General features: G+C 75.2%; 22 protein-coding genes and 1 riboswitch. Of the genes, 11 read left to right on the top strand and 11 right to left on the bottom strand.

Annotation, left to right across the window (positions count from 1 at the left end):
• Positions 1-140 precede the first annotated feature (140 nt).
• Both ACLJWH_RS36965 and ACLJWH_RS36960 read right to left on the bottom strand, forming a co-directional pair.
• Positions 141-1,157: a bile acid:sodium symporter family protein gene (locus ACLJWH_RS36965; RefSeq protein WP_411146185.1), complete on the bottom strand. Its 1,017-nt coding sequence runs from the start codon at positions 1,155-1,157 to the stop codon at positions 141-143.
• 67 nt (positions 1,158-1,224) lie between these two features.
• Positions 1,225-1,605: an ArsR/SmtB family transcription factor gene (locus tag ACLJWH_RS36960; RefSeq protein WP_411146184.1), complete on the bottom strand. Its 381-nt coding sequence runs from the start codon at positions 1,603-1,605 to the stop codon at positions 1,225-1,227.
• Between the two features lie 273 nt (positions 1,606-1,878).
• Between ACLJWH_RS36960 and ACLJWH_RS36955 the strand changes: the two genes are divergently transcribed.
• The 3 genes from ACLJWH_RS36955 (at position 1,879) to ACLJWH_RS36945 (ending at position 4,436) form a co-directional block, all read left to right on the top strand.
• On the top strand, positions 1,879-2,283 hold the full coding sequence (locus ACLJWH_RS36955; RefSeq protein WP_411146183.1) for a hypothetical protein: 405 nt from the start codon (positions 1,879-1,881) through the stop codon (positions 2,281-2,283).
• Positions 2,284-2,331: 48 nt separating this feature from the next.
• The gene (locus ACLJWH_RS36950; RefSeq protein ID WP_411146182.1) at positions 2,332-3,078 is read left to right on the top strand and encodes an SDR family NAD(P)-dependent oxidoreductase; all 747 of its coding nucleotides are present in this window, start codon (positions 2,332-2,334) and stop codon (positions 3,076-3,078) included.
• Positions 3,079-3,341: 263 nt separating this feature from the next.
• Positions 3,342-4,436 (top strand): SCO1860 family LAETG-anchored protein, encoded by a 1,095-nt coding sequence (locus ACLJWH_RS36945; protein ID WP_411146181.1) that lies wholly within the window; start codon positions 3,342-3,344, stop codon positions 4,434-4,436.
• Positions 4,437-4,795: 359 nt separating this feature from the next.
• Here ACLJWH_RS36945 and cobC read toward each other — a convergent pair whose 3' ends face one another.
• Complete coding sequence (gene cobC, locus ACLJWH_RS36940; protein WP_411146180.1) at positions 4,796-6,469, bottom strand: Rv2231c family pyridoxal phosphate-dependent protein CobC; 1,674 nt, start codon at positions 6,467-6,469, stop codon at positions 4,796-4,798.
• Positions 6,470-6,664: 195 nt separating this feature from the next.
• On the opposite strand from cobC, the gene ACLJWH_RS36935 reads away from it, so the two are divergent.
• Positions 6,665-7,390, top strand: a complete 726-nt coding sequence (locus ACLJWH_RS36935; protein WP_411146179.1) for a ZIP family metal transporter — start codon at positions 6,665-6,667, stop codon at positions 7,388-7,390.
• Between the two features lie 74 nt (positions 7,391-7,464).
• Here ACLJWH_RS36935 and ACLJWH_RS36930 read toward each other — a convergent pair whose 3' ends face one another.
• From ACLJWH_RS36930 to ACLJWH_RS36910, 5 genes are read right to left on the bottom strand one after another with little or no spacing between them, the layout of a single operon-like run.
• Positions 7,465-8,928 carry a cobyrinate a,c-diamide synthase gene (locus ACLJWH_RS36930; protein ID WP_411146178.1) on the bottom strand — a complete coding sequence of 488 codons (1,464 nt, stop codon included), beginning with the start codon at positions 8,926-8,928 and terminating at the stop codon, positions 7,465-7,467.
• Between the two features lie 7 nt (positions 8,929-8,935).
• On the bottom strand, positions 8,936-9,532 hold the full coding sequence (gene cobO / locus ACLJWH_RS36925) for a cob(I)yrinic acid a,c-diamide adenosyltransferase (protein WP_052854552.1): 597 nt from the start codon (positions 9,530-9,532) through the stop codon (positions 8,936-8,938).
• A complete protein-coding gene (locus tag ACLJWH_RS36920; RefSeq protein WP_411146177.1) occupies positions 9,532-11,727 on the bottom strand; it encodes a putative cobaltochelatase in 2,196 nt (731 codons plus the stop codon). Before ACLJWH_RS36920 ends, cobO begins: the two co-directional genes overlap by 1 nt.
• Positions 11,727-13,514, bottom strand: coding sequence for a cobyric acid synthase (locus ACLJWH_RS36915; protein WP_411146176.1), 1,788 nt, complete (start codon positions 13,512-13,514; stop codon positions 11,727-11,729). Before ACLJWH_RS36915 ends, ACLJWH_RS36920 begins: the two co-directional genes overlap by 1 nt.
• A gap of 10 nt (positions 13,515-13,524) precedes the next feature.
• Complete coding sequence (locus ACLJWH_RS36910; protein WP_411146175.1) at positions 13,525-14,574, bottom strand: cobalamin biosynthesis protein; 1,050 nt, start codon at positions 14,572-14,574, stop codon at positions 13,525-13,527.
• Positions 14,575-14,703: 129 nt separating this feature from the next.
• Positions 14,704-14,860: riboswitch (cobalamin riboswitch) on the bottom strand.
• A gap of 203 nt (positions 14,861-15,063) precedes the next feature.
• Between ACLJWH_RS36910 and ACLJWH_RS36905 the strand changes: the two genes are divergently transcribed.
• Positions 15,064-15,909: a hypothetical protein gene (locus ACLJWH_RS36905; protein ID WP_411146174.1), complete on the top strand. Its 846-nt coding sequence runs from the start codon at positions 15,064-15,066 to the stop codon at positions 15,907-15,909.
• On the opposite strand, the gene ACLJWH_RS36900 is transcribed toward ACLJWH_RS36905, so the two are convergent.
• The 3 genes from ACLJWH_RS36900 to ACLJWH_RS36890 form a co-directional block, all read right to left on the bottom strand.
• Positions 15,888-16,124 (bottom strand): hypothetical protein, encoded by a 237-nt coding sequence (locus tag ACLJWH_RS36900; protein ID WP_411146173.1) that lies wholly within the window; start codon positions 16,122-16,124, stop codon positions 15,888-15,890. The genes ACLJWH_RS36905 and ACLJWH_RS36900 overlap by 22 nt on opposite strands.
• A 25-nt stretch (positions 16,125-16,149) precedes the next feature.
• Complete coding sequence (locus ACLJWH_RS36895; protein WP_411146172.1) at positions 16,150-17,406, bottom strand: anion permease; 1,257 nt, start codon at positions 17,404-17,406, stop codon at positions 16,150-16,152.
• Positions 17,407-17,546: 140 nt separating this feature from the next.
• Entirely contained in the window at positions 17,547-18,290 is a 744-nt protein-coding gene (locus tag ACLJWH_RS36890; protein WP_411146171.1) for a lysozyme, read from the bottom strand.
• A gap of 288 nt (positions 18,291-18,578) precedes the next feature.
• Between ACLJWH_RS36890 and ACLJWH_RS36885 the strand changes: the two genes are divergently transcribed.
• From ACLJWH_RS36885 to ACLJWH_RS36860, 6 genes are all read left to right on the top strand, one after another.
• Positions 18,579-19,265, top strand: coding sequence for a class II aldolase/adducin family protein (locus tag ACLJWH_RS36885; RefSeq protein WP_411146170.1), 687 nt, complete (start codon positions 18,579-18,581; stop codon positions 19,263-19,265).
• Positions 19,266-19,366: 101 nt separating this feature from the next.
• The gene (locus ACLJWH_RS36880; RefSeq protein WP_411146169.1) at positions 19,367-20,494 is read left to right on the top strand and encodes an alpha/beta hydrolase; all 1,128 of its coding nucleotides are present in this window, start codon (positions 19,367-19,369) and stop codon (positions 20,492-20,494) included.
• Positions 20,495-20,708: 214 nt separating this feature from the next.
• Positions 20,709-22,154: a hypothetical protein gene (locus ACLJWH_RS36875; protein ID WP_411146168.1), complete on the top strand. Its 1,446-nt coding sequence runs from the start codon at positions 20,709-20,711 to the stop codon at positions 22,152-22,154.
• Between the two features lie 228 nt (positions 22,155-22,382).
• Positions 22,383-23,981 carry an ABC-F family ATP-binding cassette domain-containing protein gene (locus tag ACLJWH_RS36870; RefSeq protein WP_411146167.1) on the top strand — a complete coding sequence of 533 codons (1,599 nt, stop codon included), beginning with the start codon at positions 22,383-22,385 and terminating at the stop codon, positions 23,979-23,981.
• 323 nt (positions 23,982-24,304) lie between these two features.
• Entirely contained in the window at positions 24,305-24,526 is a 222-nt protein-coding gene (locus tag ACLJWH_RS36865; protein WP_052854540.1) for a helix-turn-helix domain-containing protein, read from the top strand.
• Positions 24,527-24,641: 115 nt separating this feature from the next.
• A complete protein-coding gene (locus ACLJWH_RS36860) occupies positions 24,642-25,421 on the top strand; it encodes an enoyl-CoA hydratase/isomerase family protein (protein ID WP_411146166.1) in 780 nt (259 codons plus the stop codon).
• Positions 25,422-25,427 lie beyond the last annotated feature (6 nt).

Below are 25,427 nucleotides of genomic sequence, written 5' to 3'. Positions count from 1 at the left end.
CGGCCAGGTGGCGGTTCATCCGGTGGCCGGACCGGCGCTCGGGCCGGTGACCGCCGGACCGGCCTCCGGGCTTCGTCCCACCGCGTCCCGCGCCGTGGCGGCCCGCGGTGCCGCTTCTCGCGGTGCCGCGGCCCGCGGTGCTACCTGGCGCGGCGCTCGCCGCGGGCCATCCAGGCCGCGACCACCGCGCCCGAGACGTTGTGCCAGACGGAGAAGACCGCTGCGGGCAGCGCCGCCGCCGGACTGAAGTGCGCGGTGGCCAGCGACGCGGCCAGGCCGGAGTTCTGCATGCCGACCTCGAAGGCCATCGCCCGGCTCGCGGGGCGGCCCAGCCGGGCCAGCTTCCCCGCCCCGTAACCGAGCGCCAGCCCGAGCCCGTTGTGCAGCACCACCGCGAGCAGCACCAGCGCCGCCGCGTCCTTGATCAGCGCGGCGCTGCCCGCGACGACGGCCAGCACGATGGCCGCGATGGTCACGGCGGAGAGCCACGGCAGCGCGCCGAGCACCCTGCCGACAGAGCGGCCCGCGACGACGCGGACCAGCAGCCCGGCCGCCACCGGCAGCAGCACCGTCTTGAGGATGTCGGTCACCATGACCCCGGCGTCCACGTCCAGGAACTGCCCGGCGAGCAGCAGCGTCAGCGGGGGAGTGATGAGCGGGGCGAGCACCGTGGAGACGGTGGCGACGGAGACCGAGAGCGCGACGTCGCCGCGGGCCAGGAACGTCACGACGTTGGACGCGGTGCCGCTGGGCGCGCAGCCGACGAGGATCACCCCCGCCGCGAGCTGCGGCGGCAGATGCAGCACGGTCGCGATCAGCCAGCCGAGCCCCGGCATGATCACGTAGTGCGCGACCAGACCCAGGCCCACCGCCCAGGGCCGTTTGGCGACCGCGGTGAAGTCCGGCAGGGTCAGCGTCAGCCCCATCGAGAACATCACCACGCCGAGCAGCCACGGCACCGCGGGCGCCCAGCCGGTGAAGTGCGCGGGCCACAACAGCCCGATCGCGCCGGCGGCGATCACCAGCAGCGGGAAGACCGTCACCGCCCGGCGCGCCGCCCGGTCGGAGGCGGGCAGGTCGCCCGGGGGTGCGGGCCGCGCCGGTGTCGCGGGGCCGGTGGCCGGATCCGGTCCCTGGTTCGTCTGCTCGGTTGACACGGCGGCACCTTATCCGTCATGTCCGTGTACGGGACAACGGATTCCGGATCGTGGACACCGTCCGGCGTCAGCGCCGAACTTCGGCGTCTGCCGCGGACGCTCGCAGCAGCGCGTCGAGCAGCCCGGGGAAGCGCTCTTCGAGGTCCGCCCGGCGCAGCGAGATATAGCGTTCCCGGCCGATCTTGCGGGTGTGCGTCCAGCCGGCGGTCCGCAGGATCCGGAAGTGGTACGAGCCGGTGGCCCGGGTGACCGGCAGTTCGATGTCGCCGCAGCCCGCCTCGCCGTCCGCGGCGAGCCGCCGGACGATCCGCTGGCGCAGCGGATCGCTGAACGCCTGGAGGAGGCCGCCGAGGCAGAGGTCGGCGGTGGCCGGCTGGTCGGCGTCGGCCGGCGGGGAGGACTCGGGCGGCGAGGCCGCGGGGGCGGCCGGGCCGGTGACAGAGGGCATGTTCAGAAGACTCTCTCACTGGTCTCTAGCTGGTCTCTAACTGAGTGATAGTGTCCGCGGAGCGTCGATACTTCGACGTTCCTCTAACTGTTTTCCTGGCGCAACCGGCCCCCGGTGCGCAACCGGCCCCCCGTGCGGCCGGTGCCGCAGTGCGCGGTGCCCGGTCCGCCGGTATCCCGATGCCGCTGATGTCCCCGATGCCCACCTCCCGCACGTCCTGATGCCGTCCGGCGGCTCCGGACGGCCGCCGACCGACTCTCCACGAGGTTTCGCATGTCCCGTGCTCCCCATGCTCCCGCTTCCGCCGCCGACACCCCCGCCCCGGGGGGCGAGGCCCCGCTGCGCACGCTCTTCTGCATCGGCGTGACGCAGGAGTTCTTCAACGCGGACGACGCGACGCGCGCCGACGTGGCCGCCGCCATCACGCCCGCCTTCGACCGGCTCGCCGAACGCTTCGGGGTACGGGTGCTCGGCACGCTGGACGACGATCAGCTGATGGTCGGCGCGACCACCGCCTGGCCGTGGACCTCCTACATTCTCGCCGACGTCCCCGACCTGGCGACCGTCTCCGAGATCTGCGGCATCGTCCGCGACACCGGGACCGGCACCGGGCGGCTCTGGCGCTATCTGCGCATCGAGGCCCGCGTCGGCCGCCCGCTGTTCTTCGGCACCGTCTGACCGGCCGCCGCCCCGCCCTCCGTCCACCACTCCCGAAGGACTCGCCGCATGCTCGACACCGGCCTCACCGGCCGCACCGTACTGATCACCGGCAGCGCCCAGGGGCTCGGCGCCGCCCTCGTCCGCGCCTTCCACGCCGAGGGCGCGTATGTCGCGGCGCTGGACATCGACGACGCGGCCAACCGCGAACTGGCCACCGGCCTCGATCCCGACGGGGAGCGCATCCTGCCGGTCCGCGCGGATCTGCGCGATCCCGGTGCGATCGACGCCGCCTACGCGACCGTCCGGGCCTGGCGCCCGGTCGACGTCCTGGTGAACAACGCGGCCCGGCCGCCGGCCAGGACGCTGTGGGAGATCACGCCCGAGGAGTGGGACGAGGTGTTCGCGGTCAATCTGCGCGCCGTCTTCTTCCTCAGCCGGGCCGTCGCCGCGGATATGCGCGAGCGTGGTTTCGGCCGCATCGTCAACATGGCCTCCCTCGCCGGCCAGACGCCCCGGCCGACCGGTGCCGCGTACGGCACCTCCAAGGCCGGGCTGATCTCGCTGACCCGCGTCTTCGCCGCCGAACTGGCCGCGTACGGCGTCACGGTGAACGCCGTCGCCCCCGCGATGATCGATACGCCGATGGTCCGCTCCGTCGGCCCGGACGTCCTCGCGGAGCTCGTCGCGCAGGTGCCGCTCGGGCGGATCGCCACCCCCGAGGAGGTCGCCCGGGTCGTCGTCTTCCTCGCCTCGCGGGAGACGTTCGCCACCGGTGCCACCTACGACGTCAACGGCGGCGCCCTGATGCGGTGATGCGGTGATGCTGTGGGCACAGTACCGGGCGGAGAGGGTCGGCACGGGCCTTGCGGGGCGGGGCGGCTGGGGCGTGGGTGATGTGCCGTGCCGAGAGATTCGAATGCAGACGCGGAAACCACCCATTGGGATGAACTCACCTCACGTGGCTGCCTGTTCACCCTCAGTGCGTACAGGATGTGCGGGTCGAGGTCGTCGGCACGCGTGATGTCCCCCATTGGCGCGGCCGGCGGCTCCACTTCTCTTGTGGGGGTTCCACACACGTGTTCACCAGTTCCATCAGCTCCTTCGGCATGCCCGCGCGCCGGACGGCAGGTCCCGCCGCCCTGCCGCCGGTCCGCCGCTCCGCCCGCCGGCTCGCCGCGGCCTTCGCCGCCACCGCGCTCGCGGCCGGTCCCGCCCTGCTGCTCGGCGCCGCGCCCGCACACGCCACCGGCGGCCACGACACGGGTGACGGCACGTCCGGCGCCGTCGTGCTCCGCACCGGCCTGGACGTCGGGCTGCTCAACAAGTCGGTCCACGTCCCGCTGCACGTCGCCCTGAACGAGGTGCACGCACCGGCCTCCGCGGACAAGACCGCGCTCACCGTCAACCTGGACGGTATCGACGGCGGCAAGCCGTTCAGCGTGCTGCGCGCCGACGCGGCCGCCGCGCGCGCCGTCGCCGACCGGCACAAGGCCGAGGGATACGCCCACGTGGTGCACGCCAAGGTCCAGCTCCCCGGCCTGGGCCTGCCCCTGGCCGAGGTCCAGCAGGTCACGGCCAAGGCGGTGTGCGAGGCGGGGCAGCAGCCGCGGGCCGAGTCGGAGGTGCTGGGCAGCGTCGTCGTCCTCGGCAAGAAGGTCACGCTCGCCGCGGGCGGTACGACGGAGGTCAAGGTGCCCGGGGTCGGCGAGGTACGGCTCGACCTGTCGAAGAAGAGCGTCACGTCCCACGGCGCCGCGGCCACCGCACTCGACCTCGATGTTTCCATCAACCCGCTGAAGCTCAATGTCGCGGAGATCAGCGGACGGGTGACCCTCGTCCAGGCCACCTGCGCCGCACCGCACACCAAGGCGCCCGGGGACAACGGAACCGGGGGGACCTCCGGCGGGACCTCCGGGGGGAGCCACGGCGGCACCTCCGGCGGCGACGGCGGCGCCTCCGGGGGGAGCGACGGCGGGACGTCCGGCGGCAAGGGCACTCAGGTGAACACCCCGTCCGGCGCCCGGCCGGGCGCCCATGACCTCGCCGAGACCGGCGCCGGTTCGGCCACCCCGTATCTCGCCGGCGGCGCGGCCGTGCTGCTCGCCGCGGGCGCCGGCGCCGTCGGCTACGCACGCCACCGCAGGAACGCCGCGCAGGGCGACCGCGGCTGACAGACCCGTACTCCGCACCGGCGCTGTGGGGGCGCCGGACACGGGTACGGCCCGCGGTGCACCGGGCGGGACCGGAGACGGCCCGCCCGGTGTGCCGCACCCCTCGCCGGGGCCCTGCCGGAGCGTGGTCCGGTGGGGCCCGGCGAGGCCCCTGATGACAGCCCTCGGCGGAACGGCGGAGCGCGCGGAGCCGCGAAGCGGGGACGGGGCGTACGGAAACGGCCGCCATGCCGCGGTCGTATTCCGGCTCCGGGAGTTCCCAGGTGGCGTCGATGGCTGCCACGCGCGGCGTGCGCCCGAACCCGGCGAGGCGCGCACGGGCCCAACGGAGCGGCGTGGCACGGCAGTTGGCGCCGCTCTCAGTCGGCCAGCCCGTCGCCGGATACCTCGGCCGGTTCGTTCGCCAGTACCTCGGTCAGCGCCGCCACGAAACGGTCCGTGGTGGCCCGGTCCCGTACCGCGAGGCGGAGCCAGTCGGGGCCCAGGCCGGGGAAGGTGTCGCCGCGGCGTACCGCGAAGCCGCGGCCGCGCAGCCCCTCCCGGACCGCCGCCGCGCGCGCCAGCCGGATCAGCACGAACGGCCCCTCGGCCGCCGGTACGGCGCGGATCCCCGCGAACTCGCCGAGCCGGGCCAGCAGATGGGCCCGGTCCGCGGCGATCCGCGCCGCCGCCTCGGCCGCCTCCGCGAGCGCCGCGGGCGTGCAGCACGCCTCGGCCGCGGCCAGTGCGGGTGCCGAGACCGGCCACAGCGGCTGTGCCCGCGCCAGCTCGGCGACCGTACCGGGCGCGGCCAGCACATAGCCGATCCGCAGGCCCGCCAGCCCCCAGGTCTTGGTGAGGCTGCGCAGCACGACCAGCCCCGGCAGATCGGTGCGGCCGGCCAGCGAGGCCCGTTCGCCGGGCACCGCGTCCATGAACGCCTCGTCCACCACCAGCGTCCGGCCGGGCCGCGCCAGCCGGGCCAGCGTGCCGGCGGGGTGGAGGACGGAGGTGGGGTTGGTCGGATTGCCGACGATCACCAGGTCCGCGTCCTCGGGCACCGCCGCCGGGTCCAGCCGGAAGCCGTCCCGTTCGTCGAGCAGCACCCGCTCCACCGCGTGCCCGGCGTCCCGCAGCGCCGCCTCCGGCTCGGTGAACTGCGGATGCACCACCACCGGCCGGCGGGCCGGCACGGCGCGCGCGATCAGCACGAACGCCTCCGCGGCCCCCGAGGTCAGCAGCACCCGGTCGGCCGGCAGACCGTGCCGGGCCGCGACCGCCCGGTGCGCGGCCCGGCCGTCCGGATACGCGGCGAGCCCGTCCAGCGAGGCGGCGATCACGGCCTTCAGCCAGGCCGGGGGAGTGCCGGTGCGGACATTGACCGCCAGATCCGTCAGCTCCGTCAGCCCGCCGTCGGTGCCGCGTACCTCCACGTCACCGTGATGCCGCAGGTCGGGTTCGTGCAGGAGGCCGGAGGCGGCCGGGAAGGAGTCGGCGGCGGCCGGGAAGGGGTCGGCGGCGGCCGGGATGGGATCGCTGGCGGCCGGGACGGGGTCGGCGGCGGGGGACGGGTGGGACGTCCCGGTGCCGCCGTCGCCGGGGTGGCCCGCCGCGGCGAGGGCGCAGGTCGCCCGTGCGGCGCGGCCGGGCGGTGCCGACTTCCGCTTGCCGACGAGCAGTTCGGCGCCCGGACCTGCGGCCAGCAGCGCCGCCGCCTCGGCGACGCTCGGCGTGCCGACGGCGGCCCGCGCGGTGCTGGACGGTGCCGGTACCGGCACCGCGGCCAGCGCCTCGGCCGGGTACGACCGCAACGGCACGCCCAGCCGCCGCGCCGCCCCGACCAGCCCCGGCTCGGCCGCCCTGGCCGCCACCGTCGCCAGCGCGGTCACCCCGCCCGACGCGTACCCGGCCCGCGCGAGCGTGGCCGCCACCAGGTCCAGCACCTCCGCCACCGGTACGCCGCGGCTCGCCCCCACACCGGCGACCAGCGCCGGCGGCGGGGCGGTGGCGTCGGCGGTGGCCGGCGGTGTACCGGCGGCGGGCTCTGCGGTCATCGGACGGGTCCTTTCGACGGCGGGACGGGGCGGGACGGAGGCGGTACGGGGGAAGGGCGCGGGCCCGGGACGGCCGGGGGCCGGACATGCGGGAGCGGCGGCGGGTCAGTAAGCAGGTGACACGGGCCGGTCCGCGGGCGACCGGGGAGACCGGGGCCCGCGGACGGGACCGGTCCCCGGGAAAGGGGTGAGACCGTGCCGGTGGCCATCGCGCTGGGCGCGTTGGTGATGACGCTGTTCGGCGGCTGGGTCGCCCACCACGTCACCGACCGCCGGCACCTCATCCTGGGCCTGGCGGGCGGGCTGATGCTGGGCGTCGTCGGTCTCGATCTGCTGCCCGAGGCGCTGCGCGCCGCGGGCGAGGAGGTCTTCGGCGTCCCGGTCGCACTGCTCTGCTTCGTGTCCGGCTTCCTCGCCGCGCACGCCCTGGAACGGCTGCTCGCGGTCCGCAAGGCCGCCCACGGTATGGACCCGCACGAGAGAGTCCCGCAGGTCGGGCTCACCGCGGCGGTCGCGATGATCGTGCACAGCGTCATGGACGGATTCGCGATCGGCGTGGCCTACCAGGTCGGCGAGCAGATGGCGGTCGCCGTGGCGGTCGCCGTGATCGCGCACGACTTCGCGGACGGCTTCAACACGTACACCATCACCAGCCTCTACGGGAACGCCCGCCGCAAGGCACTGCTGATGCTGGGCGCGGACGCGGTGGCCCCGGTGGTGGGCGCGGCGTCCACCCTGCTGTTCACCCTTCCGGAGCACTGGCTCGGCATCTATCTGGGTTTCTTCGGCGGCGTCCTGCTCTACCTGGCGACCTCCGACATCCTCCCGGAGGCGCACCACGAACACCCCGCGCTGACCACCCTGGCCTGCACGATCGCGGGCGCGGGCTTCATGTGGCTGGTGGTCGCCGTCGCGAGCTGACCGGGCGGGCGGCCGGGCGGGCCGGGCCGCCCGCGTCCGGGCCGGCGCGGAACCGGCCCTTCCGGGCGTCCGCCTCATCGCCCGCCGCCCACGGCCTCCGCCCGCGCGCCGCGCGCCGCGCTCGCGACCAGCCGGCGGGCCAGCGAGGGCTCGGCGGCCCAGTGCACATGCAGATACGAGGCGTGCACCCCGCCGCTGACGAACCCCTCCACCCGGCGCTGCGGATACGTCAGCCCCCACGCGGGGGACGCGCCCGCGCCCGGCTCCAGGACCGTGCGGTGGAACTCGTGGCCGCGCACCCGCGTCCCGGCCGTCGCCAGCACGTTGTCGGCCGTCGCCACCGCCTCCCGGTAGCCGAGGGTGAGCCGCTCGGTCATCCGGGCGTCGGCGGGCAGCACCCCGCACATCGGCTTCCCGTCGATCGACCGGGAGAGATAGAGCAGCCCGGCGCATTCGGCGGTGACCGGCGCCCCGGTGGCGGCCAGCTTGGCCACCGCCGCCCGCAGCGGCGCGTTCGCCGACAGTTCCGGCGCGTACACCTCGGGGAAGCCGCCGCCGATGACCAGCCCCCGGGTACCGGCGGGCAGCCGTTCGTCCCGGAGCGGGTCGAAGGGCACCACCTCGGCGCCCGCGGCGGTCAGCAGCTCGGCGTGCTCCGCGTACGAGAAGGTGAACGCGGCGCCGCCCGCCACGGCGATCAGCGGTTTCCCGGAACCCGCGGGCGCGGGGCCGGTGTCCGCCGCGGGCCGGCCGGTGCTCCCGTCCGCCGTGCCCGCCTCCTGCGCACCCGCACCCGCCGCTTCCGCCGCCGGGTCCCATGCCTCTTCCGTCAGCTCCGGCACCGCGCGCGCCAGCGCCAGCAGCGCGTCGAGATCGCATCCCGCGCGCACCCGCGCCGCCAGTGCGCGGACCGCCTCCAGCGCCTCGGCCCGCCGCTCGGCGACCGGCACCAGGCCCAGGTGCCGGGACGGCGTACGGGCCTGCTCGCCGCGCCGCAGCGCGCCCAGCACCGGCACCCCGGAGGAGTCCATCGCGTCCCGCAGCAGCTCCTCGTGGCGGTCCGAGCCGACCTTGTTGAGAATCACCCCGGCCAGCCGCACCTGCGGGTCCCAGGAGGCGAAGCCGTGCACCAGCGCGGCCACCGACCGGGACTGCGAGGACGCGTCCACGACCAGCACCACCGGCGCCCGCAGCAGCTTGGCGACCTGGGCGGTGGACGACAGCTCGCCCTGCCCCGAGGCGCCGTCGAACAGCCCCATCACGCCCTCGACGACCGCGAGATCCGCGCCCGCCGCACCGTGCAGGAAGAGCGGGGCGATCCGCCCGGGACCGCACAGATAGGCGTCCAGATTGCGGCCGGGGCGGCCGGTGGCCAGCGCGTGGTAGCCCGGGTCGATGTAGTCGGGCCCCACCTTGTGCGGCGACACCGACAGCCCGGCCTCGGCGAACGCCGCCATCAGACCGGTGGCCACCGTCGTCTTGCCCGCACCCGAGGAGGGCGCGGCGATCACCAGCCGGGGGATCGTGGTACCGCTCACGCCGCGCTCACCATTCGATGCCCCGCTGGCCCTTCTGACCGGCGTCCATCGGGTGCTTGACCTTGGACATGTCCGTCACCAGGTCCGCGAAGTCCAGCAGCGGCTGCGGGGCGTTGCGGCCGGTGATCACCACATGCTGCGTCCCGGGACGGTCGCGCAGCACCGACACCACCTCCTCGGGGTCCACCCAGCCCCAGTGCAGCGGATACGCGAACTCGTCCAGCACCAGCAGCTTGTACGTCTCCGCGGCGAGATCCCGCTTGACCTGCTCCCAGCCCTCGCGCGCCGCCTCCTCGCTGGAGGCGATGTCGCGCTGCACCCACGACCAGCCCTCGCCCATCTTGTGCCAGGCGACGCTGCCGCCCTCGCCGGTGGCGCCGAGCACCGTCAGCGCCCGCTCCTCACCGACCTTCCACTTCGCCGACTTCACGAACTGGAACACCCCGATCGGCCAGCCCTGGTTCCAGGCCCGCAGCGCCAGCCCGAAGGCGGCCGTGGACTTGCCCTTGCCGACGCCGGTGTGGACGAGGACCAGCGGCCGGTTGCGGCGCTGGCGGGTGGTGAGCCCGTCGTTCGGTACGACGGACGGCTGTCCCTGTGGCATTACGCGACCTTTCGGGAGTGTGTGGTGGGGAGGGGTGTCCGCGCGGACCGGCCGTCGGTCCCCGGCCGCGCGCCGCGCCCGGCCCCGGTACCCCGGACGTCCCGGACGAGGGCCGAGACGCTGTCCGCGCGCAGCTCGTCGAGGGTGACGGCGGTGCCCCGCAGATCGCGGGCCAGCTCGGCCGCGAGCCCCAGCCGGACCGGTCCCGACTCGCAGTCGACGACCACCGAGGCGACGCCCTCGGACGCCAGCAGCCGGGCCGCCCGGGAGGCGCGCGCCAGCGGTCCGTCCGCCGCGCCCGCGCCCCGGCCGGTCGCCCGGCCGTCCGTCACGACGACCAGCAGCGGCCGCCGCGAGGCATCCCGCAGCCGCTCCACCCGCAGTACCTCATGGGCCTTCAGCAGCCCCTCCGACAGCGGCGTACGGCCGCCCGTCGGCAGCTTCGCCAGCCGTGCCGCGCCCGCCTCGACCGACGACGTCGGGGGCAGCGCCAGCTCGGCGGCCCGCCCGCGGAAGGTGATCATGCCGATCTTGTCGCGCCGCTGATAGGCGTCCAGCAGCAGCGAGAGCACCGCGCCCTTGACCGCGCTCATCCGCTGCCGCGCCGCCATCGAACCGGACGCGTCCACGACGAACAGGACGAGATTGCCCTCCCGCCCCTCGCGTACCGCCTCGCGCAGATCGTCGCGGCGCAGCACCAGCCCCGGGCCACCGCGCCCGCGCGCCCGCTGATGCGGCGCCGCGGCCCGCACGGTCGCCGCCAGATGCAGCTTGCCCAGGGCCCCGCGGGGCCGCCGGGACCCGGTCGTCCGGCCGTGCGCGGTCCGGGCCCGCGACCGGCGGCCGTCCGCGCCCTCGCCCAGGCCCGGCACGTCCAGCCGCCGGGTCGTGAACGGCTCGGCCGCCGCGACGGCCGCCTGCTCGCCACCGGCACCGGCGACGGGCTGCCCGGCCGGCTCCCGCGCGGGGTCCGGGGCGCCGGCGCCGTCCGCGTCCGCCGGGCCCGCCGGCTCCGGGAGCTGCGGCGACTGCGGCCCGGGACCGGCCGACGGCGCCTGGTCCTGCGGGCCCGGTCCGCCCTCGTCCCGCGGCGGCTGCCCGCCGGGTCCGTCCGGGCCGCCGTCCGGGCCCTCGGGGCCGCCGTCCGGCCCGTCCGGCTCCGGGTCGTCGTCCCCGTCCGCGCCGTCGGACTCCGCCAGGATCTCGTCGAGCCGGTCCTCGTCCAGGCCGGGCGCGTCGAAGGGGTTGCGGCGCCGCCGGTGCGGGAGCGCCAGCAGCGCCGCCTGCCGCACGTCCTCGGTCAGCACCTCGGTACGCCCCGCCCAGGCGGCCAGCGCCGTCGCGGTGCGCGCCATCACGATGTCCGCGCGCATCCCGTCCACCTCGAACGCCGCGCAGGTCGCGGCGATCTGCCGCAGCGCCGCGTCCCCGAGCACCACGCTCGGCAGCAGCTCCCGGGCCGCCGCGATGCGTCCGCGCAGCCCGGTCTCCTCGTCCGCCCAACGGGCCGTGAAGCCCGCCGGATCGGCGTCGTGGGCCAGCCGCCGCCGGACGACCTGCACCCGCTCGGCCGGCTCCCGGGAGGCCGCGACCTCCACCGTCAGCCCGAACCGGTCCAGCAACTGCGGCCGCAGCTCGCCCTCTTCGGGGTTCATCGTCCCGACGAGGAGGAAGCGCGCGGCGTGCCGTACGGAGACGCCCTCGCGCTCCACGTACGAGGCGCCCATGGCGGCGGCGTCCAGCAGGACGTCGACCAGATGGTCGTGGAGGAGATTGACCTCGTCGACGTAGAGGATGCCGCGGTGCGCGTCCGCGAGCAGCCCCGGCTCGAAGGCTTTCACGCCCTCGGCCAGCGCCCGTTCGATGTCCAGCGCGCCCACCAGCCGGTCCTCGGAGGCGCCGACCGGCAGTTCGACCATCCGCGTCGGCCGCTCCTCGGCGGCGCCCGCCTCATGGGGCCCGTCGGGGCAGGCCGGGTCGGGGGCGGCGGGGTCGCAGGCGAACCGGCAGCCGGTGACCACGGCGACATCGGGCATCAGGGTCGCGAGGCCGCGCACCATCGTCGATTTCGCGGTGCCCTTCTCCCCGCGGACGAGCACCCCGCCGATGGCCGGCGAGATCGCGTTGAGCAGCAGGCCCAGCCGCATATCGGCCATGCCGACAACCGCGGTGAACGGATAAGGGACCGACGCCATTAACGGATACCCCCTTCAAGGGAATTGCTGTGATCGGACGTGTCGCCGGCCGTGGCCGGTGTGACGGCGTCGCCGTGCGCCCCGCGCTCGCGCGGGGGTACCGGGGACGGCGGAGAGCTCTGCGGTCCGGGCGCGTCCGGCGCCGTCTCCGTGGTGGACGGGCCGGCGAGGCGGGGCGCCCCCGGCGGGACGAACGGCAGCCCGGCCGGCACCCCCTCCTCGATCAGCCGCAGCAGCGCGGCCGTGTCCGCATGCTCCTCGATCAGGTCGCCGAGGCGGTCCAGCTGCTCCTCGCGCAGGGCGCCGAAGCTGGTGTCCGGGGCCGGTACGAAGGCCCGGCCGGCGTCCGCCGCGACCCGGCGCAGGAAGGCCCGCCGGAAGGCGTCGCTCTCCAGCGAACCGTGCCAGTGCGTGCCCCACACCGAGCCCACCCGGCACCCGTCCAGCGCGCGCCCCTGACCGTCGGAGAGGAACGTCTCCCCGCCGTGGACCTCGGCCACCCCGTGGTGGATCTCGTACCCGGCCACGGGCTCGCCCAGCGCCTGACCGGCCGGCCGCGCCAGGGTCTTCCCGGCCGCGAAGCGCACCCGGACGGGCAGCAGCCCCAGACCGGGGACCGCACCGGCCCGCGACTCGACCTCGTCGTCGATGTGCTCGCCGAGCAGCTGGTAGCCGCCGCAGATGCCCAGCACCGGGCGGCCCTCGGCGGCCCGCCGGGCGAGCGCGTCCGCGAGCCCGCGCTCGCGCAGCCACGCCAGCGCCCGGACGGTGCCGCGGGTGCCCGGCACCACCACCAGGTCCGCGTCGGCCAGCTCCTCGGCCCGGTCCACGAACCGCACCACCACGCCCGGTTCGGCGGCCAGCGCGTCCACGTCGGTGAAGTTCGACATCAGCGGCACCGCCGCGACCGCGACCCGCAGCACGTCCGCGCCGTGCGGCGGCGCCACCACGCTCTCGCGTACCGCGCCGCGCAGCGACACCCTCAGTCCGTCCTCCTCGTCGATGCCGAGACCGTGCGCGAACGGCAGCACCCCGAACGTCGGCCGCCCGGTGACGCCCCGCAGCATCTCCAGCCCCGGTGTCAGCAGCGACACATCGCCCCGGAACTTGTTGACGAGATACCCCGCGACCAGCGCCTGGTCCTCCCGGGACAGCAGCGCCGTGGTGCCGAAGAAGGACGCGAACACCCCGCCGCGGTCGATGTCCCCGACCACGACGACCGGCAGCCGGCCGGCCCGTGCGATCCCCATGTTCACGATGTCGGTACGGCGCAGATTGATCTCGGCGGGGCTGCCGGCGCCCTCGCAGATCACCGCGTCGTGGGTGCGCCGCAGCTCCGCCAGGCAGTCGGTCACCGTCCCCAGCAGCTCTTCGCGGCGGCCCCCGTACAGCGCCGTACCGGCCGGTGCGGCCGCGCCGGCCCCGCCCCCGGCGTGGCCGAAGTACCCCTTGGCGCTCAGCTCGCCGACCGGCTTGCCCAGCAGCACGACCTGGCTGCTGCGGTCGCTGCCCGGTTTGAGCAGCACCGGGTTCATCAGCGCGGACGGCTCGACCCGGGCCGCCGCGGCCTGCATCGCCTGGGCCCGCCCGATCTCCGCGCCCTCGCGCGTCACGAACGAGTTCAGCGACATGTTCTGCGCCTTGAACGGCGCCACCCGCACACCCTGCCGCACCAGCCAGCGGCAGATACCCGCCGTGACCACGCTCTTGCCCGCGTCGGATGTCGTGCCGGCCACCAGCAGGCCGCCGCCGACGGTCCCGCCGGACGCCTTGAACCGCCCGTTCACCGGGACCTCCTCATCTGCCGGGCCGCCGGCCCGTCGTGAACCTCGTGCTGTCCGCCGCGCCCGCCGCCCGCCGCGCCGCCGCCGACCGGGCCGCGCCGACCGCGAACCGGCCCGCGACCGTCACCGCCAGCGCCAGCGCACTCACCCGGCGGGAGAGCCGGACCGCCCGCTCGATATCGGGCACCCCGGCCTGCCGCGCCCCGCCGTTGAGCACCGGCCGGTGCTCGACCCGCCCGCCGTACGTCAGCGTGCCGCCCAGCCGCACCCCCAGCGCACCCGCGAACGACGCCTCCACCGGGCCCGCGTTGGGGCTCGGGTGCGCGCCGCCGTCGGCCCGCCAGGCCCGCAGCGCACCGCGCCGGCCGGGGCCCGCGAGCACCGTCAGCGCCGCGGTCAGCCGGGCGCCCGGCCACCCCGCCACATCGTCGAGCCGGGCCGCGGCCCAGCCGAACCGCCGGTAGCGCGGCGACTTGTGACCGACCATCGCGTCCAGTGTGTTCACCGCCCGGAACGCCACCAGGCCCGGTACGCCGCCCACCGCACCCCACACCAGGGCGCCCACCACCGCGTCCGAGGTGTTCTCCGCGACCGACTCCACCACCGCGCGCGCCATCTGCGGCCCGTCCAGCGCCTGCGGATCGCGCCCGCACAGATGCGGCAGCCGCTCCCGCGCCGCGGTCAGCTCGCCGGCCGCCAGCGCACCGCCGACGGCCCGCGCCTCCCGGCCCAGCGAGGTGCCGCCCAGCACCGCCCAGACGGCCGCCGCGGTGAGCGCGGTCCCCGCGGCCGTACGCGCGGGGCGGGGGAGGGCACCGGGGCGGGGCGCCGGACCCCGTACCGCGCGCTGGAGGAGCGCGGCGCCGGCGGCCGCGCCGCCCGCGCACAGCACCGTATGGACCGCGCCGTACCCCCGGTGGTCGCGCCAGAGCCCGCGCTCGGCGGCGGCCGCGGCCCGGCCGAACGCGGCCACCGGATGGCCGCGCCGGGGGTCCGCCGCGATCAGGTCGCCGAGAAAGCCGAGGGCCGCGCCGCACGCGTACGTGACGTGTTCGCCGCGCATCGGATCAGACCGCCGTCACGCCTCGAAGGGAGCGTGCCACGGCACGGAGTGGGGGGCTCGAACGGCGGCCGGGCATGGCGGTATGTCCTCACTCAGGGTCCGCGCCCTGGTTCGACGTGACGGCGACCAGAGTCTCCTGGCTCCCCGGATCAACGCTTCCCCCGGCCTTCCCGCCCGTGCCGCACGCGACCTGACGGACGGGGCGAGGCGGGCCGTGACCTTCTGTGGAGGAACGCTCCCCGGTGACAGTGGCGGGACCGCGCCGGATTCGCACCGGACTTCCTCTGCTGTCGCCGAATGGCTCCGGCAGTCCACCACGCCCCGGCATTACCGTCAACTCACCCTTGACCTGCGGCGCTGCCCGCCGACCGGCACTGTGGCGCAGACCACAGGGTGCCCGGCGGGGCGTCGGACGGTTGCCCTGGACCTGATCCCGCGTCACTGTCCGGTGCACGGTGGGCGACGACGCCGCCGGAAGGGGGCCGGGGGATGCCGGAGAGCGCCAACGGCGGCGACCCGGAGGCGGCCGGCTTCACCAGGGGCGAGCAGGTCGGCGCGCTCCAGCAGGGCGTCGCCGACGTCAAGGACCGGCTGGACCCGATCATGCCGCACGAGGTCACGGCCATGGACGAGACGGAGAGCCGCCGCTGGTTCGCCGACGGCCGCGCCCTGTTCATGCGCAACCGGCCGGTCGAGTACGCCTCGGTCGCCGGGGAGCTCAAGGCCGGCGTCCGGTTCGACGTCGCCGAGCTGCCGGGCCGGCCCACCGACGGCAGACGGATGTCCGTCCTCGGCGGCCAGAACCTCGCGATCTCCGCCGACAGCACCCGGCCGAACGGCGCCCGTGCCCTGATCGAGGGCGCTGACCGGTCCGGCCGCCGAACGCTGCCTGCCGGAGCGGGAGTTCGCCGCGACCCGCGACCCGCGACCCGCGACCCGCGACTCGGCGTACCGGGAGGCGGGGAAGGCGCCCGTCCGCCCGCCGGCACCCGGGGCCGCCGACCGCGGCGAGGCCGGTGCGACGCGGCAGCCGGCCGGCCGGGAGCCGCCCTGCACCCGGATGCTGTACGCGGCGCGGCGGGCGGCCGAACCGCGCCCGCGCAGCGCCCACCACCAGACCTTCAGCAAGGTCGTACAGGTCCGGGTCTCCGAGTACCTGGGCAGCCGGGGCGGCACGGCCATCGCGGACGCGCCGGCCAGAGAACCAGAGAACCGGAGAAACGGACGAGGCGCTCGGCGGCCGCGGCTGATGCCGCCGGCCGCCGAGCGCCTCGCCGGGGTACCGGATCCGGGGCGCGCCGGCCCCGGGCGGGTCAGGTGGCGACGATCAGATAGATGCCGTACGCCACGGCCGCCGCGCACAGCGCGAAGGCGGCCACCGCCGCGGTCCGCGCGCCCGCGCCGGGTCCGTCGGCCACCGCCGTCTCGCCCTCCTGGCGCGGCCTGCGGGACGTACCGACGATGCCGACGGTGAACAGGCCCACGATGCCGACCGTCACCACGAGGCTGACGCCGAAGACCTGGCCGAGAGCTGCCCATTCGATGTTCATGGCTGACTTCCTTGACTGAGGGCCGCTAGTGGCCGGCGGTCGCGGCCCCGGCGCGCGGGGCGGCCACCTGGACGGGCGGGCCGGCCTGCGCGACGGTGGCCGCGGGGGCCACCGGACCTGCCGGGGGAGGGGAGACGGTCTGCAACGCGGTGGTGACGACGCCCGCCGGCTCCGCGGGAGCGACCTCGTTGACGTTGGTGTGGTCGACCGGCTTGCGCCGGGAGGCGGCCCAGATCGCACCGCAGACGGCGAGCGCCAGGACCGCGACCGTCGCCACGCCCCAGTCGCCCTGGTCGGCCAGGAACGCGGCGCCCGCCGCGACGAGACCGGCGGCCGGCAGCGTCAGGCACCAGGCGATGACCATCCGTCCGGCGGTGGACCAGCGCACCACGCCGCCCTTGCGGCCCAGGCCCGAGCCCATCACGGAACCGGAGCAGACCTGCGTCGTGGAGAGCGCGAAGCCGAGGTGGGAGGAGGCCAGGATGGTGGCCGCGGCACCGGTCTGGGCGGCGAAGCCCTGCGGCGGCCGGATGTCGGTGATGCCCTTGCCCATCGTGCGGATGATCCGCCAGCCGCCCAGGTACGTGCCGAGCGCGATGGCGATACCCGCCGAGGCGATGACCCACAGCGGCGGGTCGGAGTGCGGGGCGATCACGCCGCCGGTGATCAGCGCGAGCGTGATCACCCCCATCGTCTTCTGGGCGTCGTTGGTGCCGTGGGCGAGCGAGACCAGGGCGGCCGAGGCGATCTGGCCCGCCCGGTAGCCCTTGGCGGTGTCCGCCTCGTCGCGGTTGCGGGCCAGCCGGTAGGTGAGCCGGGTCGCGGCCATCGCGGCGAGGCCCGCGACGATCGGGGCGGCCACGGCGGGGATGAGGACCTTCATCACGACGGCGTCGCCGTGCACCCCGCCGGTGCCGACGGACACCAGGGTCGCGCCGATCAGACCGCCGAAGAGGGCGTGGGAGGAACTGGAGGGGAGGCCGGCGAGCCAGGTCAGCAGATTCCAGACGATCGCGCCGACCAGTCCGGCGAAGATCACTTCAGGACGGAGGCCGGCGGACTCGTCGATGATGCCGCCGGAGATGGTCTTGGCGACCTCCACGGAGAGGAACGCGCCGCCGAGATTGAGCACCGCCGACATCGCCACCGCCGTCTTGGGCCGCAGCGCCCCGGTGGAAATGGTGGTGGCCATCGCGTTGGCCGTGTCGTGGAAGCCGTTCGTAAAGTCGAACACCAAGGCCGTGACGATCACGATCCCGATGAGAAGCGTGATGTGTTCCATTCACCCAGGCAATCAGTTCGATGGGCAGTTGACGCTGGGGACCGTACGGAGGGTGGGTGAACGGAAAGTGAACTGGGGCGGGCGTGGTGGTGACGCCCCCGCAGTGTTCACGCGGAGGCGCCTCTCGCGTCACCTGCGCATCACCCGGTGGCGAACTTCATGAGCTGTGCGGACGACCCCTGCCAGCGGTCCTGATCGCCGGGCAGCGGGCCGCTGGAGGCGTACTGCCACAGGCTCAGGGCCGACCATCCGGCGGGCAGCGGCCCTGGCGAGCCCTGCCGGCTCGCCAGCCAGAGCGGATGGGTCGCGCCGAAGGACCGGTCGCCGCCCGTGCACTTGTTCCACCAGTGCGTCGTGGTGTAGATCACGGGCCGCCGGCCGGTGGCGCGGCGCACCTCGTCGGAGAAGGCGCGGATCCAGTCGGTCACCGCGGCCCGGCTCAGCCCGTAGCAGGGCTTCCCTTTGTCGTACGGGTCGGGCTCGACGTCCAGGGCGGGCGGCAGCGTCCGCCCGTCCGCCGTCCAGCGGCCGCCGTTGGCCAGGAAGTACCGGGCCTGCGCGCCGCCGGTGGACGCGTCCGGCAGCGCGAAGTGGTACGCGCCGCGCAGCAGACCGGCCTGCCGGGCGCCGTCGTACTGCCCGCGGAAGAGGGGGTTGCGGTAGGTGTGCGACTCGGTGGCCTTGACGTAGACGAACCGGGCGCCCTTCGCGCGGGCGGCCGGCCAGTCGATGTCCTTCTGGTACGCGGAGACGTCATGGCCCAGGGGCCGGCTGTCCGCGGCGGCGGGGCGCTGGGCGAGGACGGCCCCGGTGAGCGCGGCCGCCGTGAGGACGACGGCGGTGACGAGGGAGACGGCTACGGCTGTCGGACGGGCATGGGCCATGGGGTCCCTCGGTGCTCGCGACGTGCATGACAATGCCTCCCGAGCGTAACCGGCGCTGCACACAGAGCAGTTGCTCTCCGGCCAATTACCGCCGGCGGGTCGGCATCCCCATATGAGGGATACCGGACGGGCGGCTCCGTGCCGTACCGTGCCCCGGCCCACCCCGTACGGTGTCGCCAACGCTTCCCTGTCTGCTGTCATCGCTGTCATCACAGCCGTTGCTGCTGTTACAGCCACTGCCGCCACCGCAGTCATCACAGCCACTGCCGCCACCGCGCCGGAGGACATATGAAGGACCAGCCGGAGCCCGTCCAGCAGCCGGACCGCACCGCCCGCGCCTGGGCCGATCTCGTCGCCACCGCCCGCCGCACGGTCAGCGACGGCCTCGTCGTCGGGACCTCGGGCAATGTCTCGGTCCGCGTCGGCGATCTGGTCCTGGTCACCCCCAGCGGCGTCCCCTATGACCGGCTCGGCCCCGCCGACCTCACCGCCGTCGACCTCGAAGGGCGCCAGGTCACCGGTGATCTCCGGCCGACCAGCGAGCTGCCCATGCACCTGGCCGTCTACCGCGCCACCCCGGCCACCGCCGTCGTCCACACCCACGCCCCGTACGCCACCGCCGTCTCCACCCTCGTCCCCGAACTCCCCCCGGTCCACTACATGGCCGCCGACCTCGGCGGCCCGGTCCGGGTCGCGCCCTACGCCCTGTACGGCAGCGACGAACTCGCCGCGCACCTGCTCGACGCGCTGCGCGACCGCACCGGCTGCCTGCTCCGCAACCACGGCACCGTGACCTACGGCGGGAGCCTCGGCCAGGCACTGGACCGCACCGCCCAGCTCGAATGGATGTGCCGGGTCTGGCTCACCGCCGCCTCCGTCCCCGGCCATACGCCGCAGCTGCTGTCGGCCGCCCAGCTCGACGAGGCCGGGGCGCGACTGCGCGGCTACGGCCAGCGGGCGGACCGCCGGGACTGAACCGGACCGGCCCCGCGCCGCCCCCGGACCGTCCCCACCGCCGTCACCCGGACGGCCGCCGCCCGGTGGCCGCGCCCGACGGCTCCCAGCACGCTAGGGAGGTGCGCCTGGGGACCGTGGCGGCCGTGGCCGCCACCGCCGTGATCGGTGCCGGCGCGGCCGCGGTGGCGGTCGGCCGGTACGCCGGCGACATCGCCCTGAAACCCTCGCCCGACCACCCGCTGCCCGGCGACCCCCGCCTCACGGTGCACTCCGCCACCGACGAACGGATCACCCTCACCCGCAGCCTCGCGTCCCTGCGGCCCGGCACCTACGGGCTCACGGGCGCCGGCTGCCACGCGGTGGTCGGCCCCGTCGTCCGGGACACCCCGCACGCCGCCGACGCGGTCGTCCGCCGCCTGGAGCGGGTCACCCACGGCATCCTCACCCCGGGCGCCCGGATGCGGCTGACCCCGCAGGTGTACATCGGCAACCCGCGCGACGCCCTCGGCATCGACTGCGCCGACGTGGACATCCCCGGCGAACTGGGCGCCCTCCCGGCGTGGTTCGTGCCCGGCGTCCGCGACACCTGGGTGATCACCACCCACGGCCTCGGCACCACCCGGGAGCACCCGATGGTGATCATGCCGTTCCTCCGGCGCCACCGGCTCCCGGTCCTCGACCTCGCCCACCGCAACGACGTCGGCGCCCCGCAGACCGCCGACGGTTTCCACCACCTCGGCGACGCCGAGTGGCGCGATCTGGACGCCGCGATCCGCTACGCGATCCGCTACGGCGCCCGCGACGTGATCCTGCACGGCTGGTCCACCGGCGCGACCATGGCGCTGCGCGCCGCGACCCACTCCGCGCTGCGGGCCCGGATCAGCGGGCTCGTCCTGGACTCCCCGGTCCTCGACCGGCACGCCACGGTCCGCGCGCTGGCCGCCGCCCGGGGGGTGCCGCGCGCCCTGCTGCCGCTGGTCGTACGCGCCGCCGAGGGCGCCACCGGGCTGCCCGTCGACCGGCCGGCGGACGCCGCCGACCCGGCCGCGCTGACCGTCCCCACCCTGCTCTTCCACGGCCCGGACGACATCCTCGCCCCCTGGGAGGCTTCCCGGGCCTTCGCCGCCCGGCGCACCGAACTGATCACCCTGCGTCCGGTGCCGCACGCCCCGCACGCCGCGATGTGGAACGCCGACCCGGCCGGCTACGAAGAAGCCCTCCGCCGCTTCCTGATCCCCCTCATGTAGCCGTCCGGGCGGCCGCGGCCCGTCCGGGCCCCGCGACACCGGCCCGAAGGGGGCCCGCAACCGCCCCGGGCGGCCCCGCCGCCCCGGTGGCGCGCAGGCGTCCAAGGGGACAACTCCGCACATCAGGGATGGGTCGCCGGGGTGGCGCGCCCCGGGGAAAGCGCAACCCGGGTTCCGATTGGGCTTTCGGGCCGTCAGCGGCAAGACTGCTCCCGTGACGTCCCGTACTCCGCGCGACTCCCGGCTCCGAATCGTCCCCCGCCAACCGATTGCCGCCGCCCGCCGGGCGGTGAGCACCCGGGCCACCCGCCCGGCCCCGCGCCCGCCCGAGGGCACCCCGCCGCCCGCGGAACTGGCGCGGCAGGCGCGCGCCGTCCTGGCCGGTGCGGCCCGCCTGGCGCGCTGGGCCGACAGCGCCGGCGGGCCGGACGCGGGCCTGCGGGCCGGGTCCGACGGGGCGCTGCCGGCGGCTGCGGTCGAACGCGCGGCGCGGGCACTGGAGCTGACCCCGCGGCGGATCCGCGCCGACTGGGACCGGGCCCGGCTCTCCGGACTCATCGAACTGCACGGCGGCGTCGCCCGCCCCGGCTGGCGGCTGCGCGCCTGGGACCGCGACGACACGGCCGCCCTGCGCGGCTGGGTCGCGCTCTTCGACGCCTGGTCGCTGGCGCGCGCCACTCCGCCCGGCGCCGGGCCGGCGCTCGTCGCCGAAGTCGTCGAGGCGGTACCGCAGCTGCTCTCGCTGCTGCATCTGTCGGCCGGGCCGGTACGGCTGCCGGTCCTGCTGGACATGCTCGACCAGCGCGTCACCGAGCTGCGCACGGAACGCTGCGAGGTCCCGTGCGGCGCCCGGCCGCCGGCGCCCGGACCGGCCGTCCCCGCCGCCGACGAGGCGGTGAGCGACGCCGCGGGGGCGTCGCTCACCGAGCTCCTCGGCTGGGCGCTGGACGCCCTCACGGCCGTCGGCGCGCTCGTCCCGCGCGGCGCGGACACCGGCGCCGAGGACGGGCCCGAGGCGCAGCTCACACCGCTCGGCAACTGGTCGGTGTGGGTCAAGCTGGAGCAGATCTGCGTCGCCGCCCAGAGCCCGGCCGGCCATATCGAACAGTCCGCGGAGGCGATGCTGCGCGGCTGCGCCCGGCTCACCCCGGGCCCGGCCCGCACCGAGTACCGCGCCTGGCTCGCCGCCCGCTCCGTCGGCGCGGCCGTCGAGGAACTGCTGACCGTCGCCCGCGGCGAGGACGCGCTGCTGCGCGGGCTGGCCTTCGAGGCGCTGCGCGCGGTCGGCGCACCGGCCGAGCCCGCCGTGCGCGCCGTGTCCGACGAGCCGGGGCTGCGGCCGTACGCCCTGCTGTGGCTGGTCGAGCACGAGGGCGGCGACCCGGAGACCGCGCCCGATGTGCTCACCCGCGCGGAATCGACCTGGCTGTGGGTGGACACCGCGGCGGCCGTCGCCGACCACGGCGAGACCCAGCTGCTGGTCCGGCACCTCGACTCGGCGGTCCAGGGCTCCGTGCCACGGCTCCTGGAGGAGGTACGCGCCGTCGGCCACCCCCGCACCGTGCAGGTGCTGGTCGCGCTGGCCGCCGCGCACCCCGACCCGGCGCTCGCCAAGGCCGTGCGCCGGGCGGCGTTCCAGGTCCACACGGGCGGCGTCTGAACCGGGCGGACCGCGGCGCCCACCGCGCCGGCGGGGCCGCGCCGTACGGCGTACCCCCGCCGGCCGCTGCCTGTGGCGGCCGTACGGAAAGCTGCTTGCCCGGAAAAAGTGCTTGCACAACACCGTTAGACTGCCCGTATGGCAGTTCTCCTCTGGGTTCATTAGACGGCGTAGACCGCTCTCGGACCGTCCGTCCAACCCGCCGTCTTCCTGCCCTGGAGTTTCCCCGTGATCACCGCTTCCGGCCTTGAGCTGCGCGCCGGCGCCCGCATCCTCATCGAGTCTGCTTCCTTCCGTATCGCCAAGGGCGACCGCATCGGCCTGGTGGGCCGCAACGGCGCCGGCAAGACCACCCTCACCAAGGTGCTCGCGGGCGAGGGCATCCCCGCCGCCGGCACGGTCACCCGCTCGGGCGACGTCGGCTATCTGCCGCAGGACCCGCGCACCGGCGACCTGGACGTCCTGGCCCGCGACCGCATCCTCTCCGCCCGTGACCTGGACTCGGTGCTCCGCAAGATGCGGGAGAACGAGGACCGGATGGCCAACGGCAAGGGCGCCACCCGCGACAAGGCGATGAAGAAGTACGAGCGCCTGGAGACCGAGTTCCTGACCAAGGGCGGCTACGCGGCGGAGGCGGAGGCCGCGACCATCGCCGCCAGCCTCGGACTGCCCGACCGCATCCTCGGCCAGCCCCTGCACACCCTCTCCGGCGGTCAGCGGCGCCGCGTCGAGCTCGCCCGGATCCTCTTCTCGGACTCCGACACCCTGCTCCTCGACGAGCCCACCAACCACCTCGACGCCGACTCCATCGTCTGGCTGCGCGACTACCTCAAGACCTACCGAGGCGGCTTCATCGTCATCTCGCACGACGTCGACCTGGTCGAGACCGTCGTCAACAAGGTCTTCTACCTCGACGCCAACCGCTCGCACATCGACGTCTACAACATGGGCTGGAAGCTCTACCAGCAGCAGCGCGAGGCCGACGAGAAGCGCCGCAAGCGCGAGCGGGCGAACGCCGAGAAGAAGGCCGCGCAGCTGCACACCCAGGCCGACAAGATGCGGGCCAAGGCGACCAAGACCGTCGCGGCGCAGAACATGGCCAAGCGCGCCGACAAGCTGCTCTCCGGGCTGGAGGCGGTGCGCGCCGCCGACAAGGTCGCCAAGCTGCGCTTCCCGGACCCGGCGCCGTGCGGCAAGACGCCGCTGACCGCCGAGGGCCTGTCCAAGTCCTACGGCTCGCTGGAGATCTTCACCGACGTCGATCTGGCCATCGACAAGGGCTCCCGGGTCGTCATCCTGGGCCTCAACGGTGCGGGCAAGACCACCCTGCTGCGGCTGCTCGGCGGCGTCGAGGACCCGGACACCGGCGAGGTCCGCCCCGGCCACGGCCTCAAGCTCGGCTACTACGCCCAGGAGCACGAGACGCTGGACCCGGACCGCACCGTCCTGGAGAACATGCGCTCGGCCGCCCCGGACATGGACCTGGTCGCCATCCGCAAGACGCTGGGCTCCTTCCTCTTCTCGGGCGACGACGTCGACAAGCCCGCCGGGGTGCTCTCCGGCGGTGAGAAGACCCGGCTCGCCCTGGCGACGCTGGTGGTCTCCTCCGCCAATGTGCTGCTCCTGGACGAGCCGACGAACAACCTCGACCCGGCCAGCCGCGAGGAGATCCTCGGCGCGCTGCACACCTTCACCGGCGCGGTGGTCCTGGTGACGCACGACGAAGGAGCGGTGGACGCCCTCCAGCCGGAGCGCATCATCCTGCTGCCCGACGGCGTCGAGGACCTCTGGGGCCCGGACTACGCGGACCTGGTGGCCCTGGCCTGATCAAGACTGTCTGGATCATTCGGCCGACGCGTGATCCATCATCTGAGTGAGAGTGGCTCGTACACCGGCGAGCCTGCGAGGGAAAGACCGGGCCCGGCGGCCCGGTCTTTCCCTTTTCCGCCGCATACCCCCTGACCTGCCGGTTTTCGGAGCGCGCGGGGTGCGGACGGTCCGTACGGCCGGGTGGAGGAGGAAATTCCGGGAGCCGTCCCCCCGCGCGGAAGGGCAAAGGATGTCCTACGGACCTTGCTGAATGGGTGGCCAGGAAGCCGGGGAGGGGTGATCATGAGAGTCCAGAGCGCACTTCCCACGAGGAGGCACGGGTGGCCGAGACTCTGAAGAAGGGCAGCCGGGTAACCGGCGCCGCGCGCGAGAAGCTCGCGGCAGACCTCAAGAAGAAGTACGACTCCGGTGCGAGCATCCGGGCGCTGGCCGATGAGACCGGCCGCTCCTATGGGTTCGTCCACCGGATGCTCAGTGAATCCGGCGTGGTCCTGCGTGGCCGGGGCGGAGCAACGAGGGGCAAGAAGGCCGCCTCGGCCTGACGACCGCACTTCCGGGTAGCAACGGTGTCCCCCCGGTCGGCCGAGCCGCCGACCGGGAGGTTACCGTTCAGTCACTTTCGCACGCAGGTGCGGTTGGCTGACTCGGAGGCGCCTCATGACTCTGCTCGACAAGGACGGTGTGCGGCTCACCGTGGACGACGCGATCGCCACGGTGACCCTCACCAACGCGGCCAAGCGCAACGCGCAGTCGCCGGCCATGTGGCGGGCGTTGGCCGAGACGGGTTCGCTGCTGCCGGGCAACGTCCGGATCGTGGTGCTGCGCGGTGAGGGCAAGTCCTTCTCCGCGGGCCTCGACCGGCAGGCGTTCACGCCCGAAGGCTTCGACGGCGAGCCCTCGTTCCTCGACATGGCGCGGGGGACGGACAGTGAACTGGACGCCGTCATCGCCGAGTACCAGGAAGCGTTCACCTGGTGGCGGCGCACCGATCTGGTGTCCATCGCCGCGGTGCAGGGGCACGCCATCGGAGCGGGCTTCCAGCTCGCCCTCGCCTGCGATCTGCGGGTCTGCGCACAGGACGCGCAGTTCGCCATGCGCGAGACCAGTCTGGGCCTGGTGCCCGATCTGACCGGTACCCACCCCCTCGTCGGGCTCGTCGGCTACGCCCGCGCGCTGGAGATCTGCGCCACCGGGCGCTTCGTGCACGCCGAGGAGGCCGAGCGGGTCGGGCTGGCCAACCTCGTGGTGGCCGCCGGTGACCTCGACGGTGCGGTGGCCGATCTGGCGGCCGCGCTCACCGCCGCGCCCCGGGACGCCGTCATCGAGACCAAGGCCCTGCTGGCCGGTGCTGCGGGCCGCACCTACGAGGAGCAGCGCACCGCCGAGCGGGCCGCCCAGGCGCGCCGGCTGCGCGACCTCGCGGGCCTGGGGGAGTAACACCCG

Origin of the sequence: Streptomyces sp. x-80, assembly GCF_046549095.1 — a bacterium.
Lineage (GTDB): Bacteria > Actinomycetota > Actinomycetes > Streptomycetales > Streptomycetaceae > Streptomyces > Streptomyces celluloflavus.
Note: the sequence above shows the minus strand (reverse complement) of the source record. Positions and strands in the feature narration are given on the sequence as shown.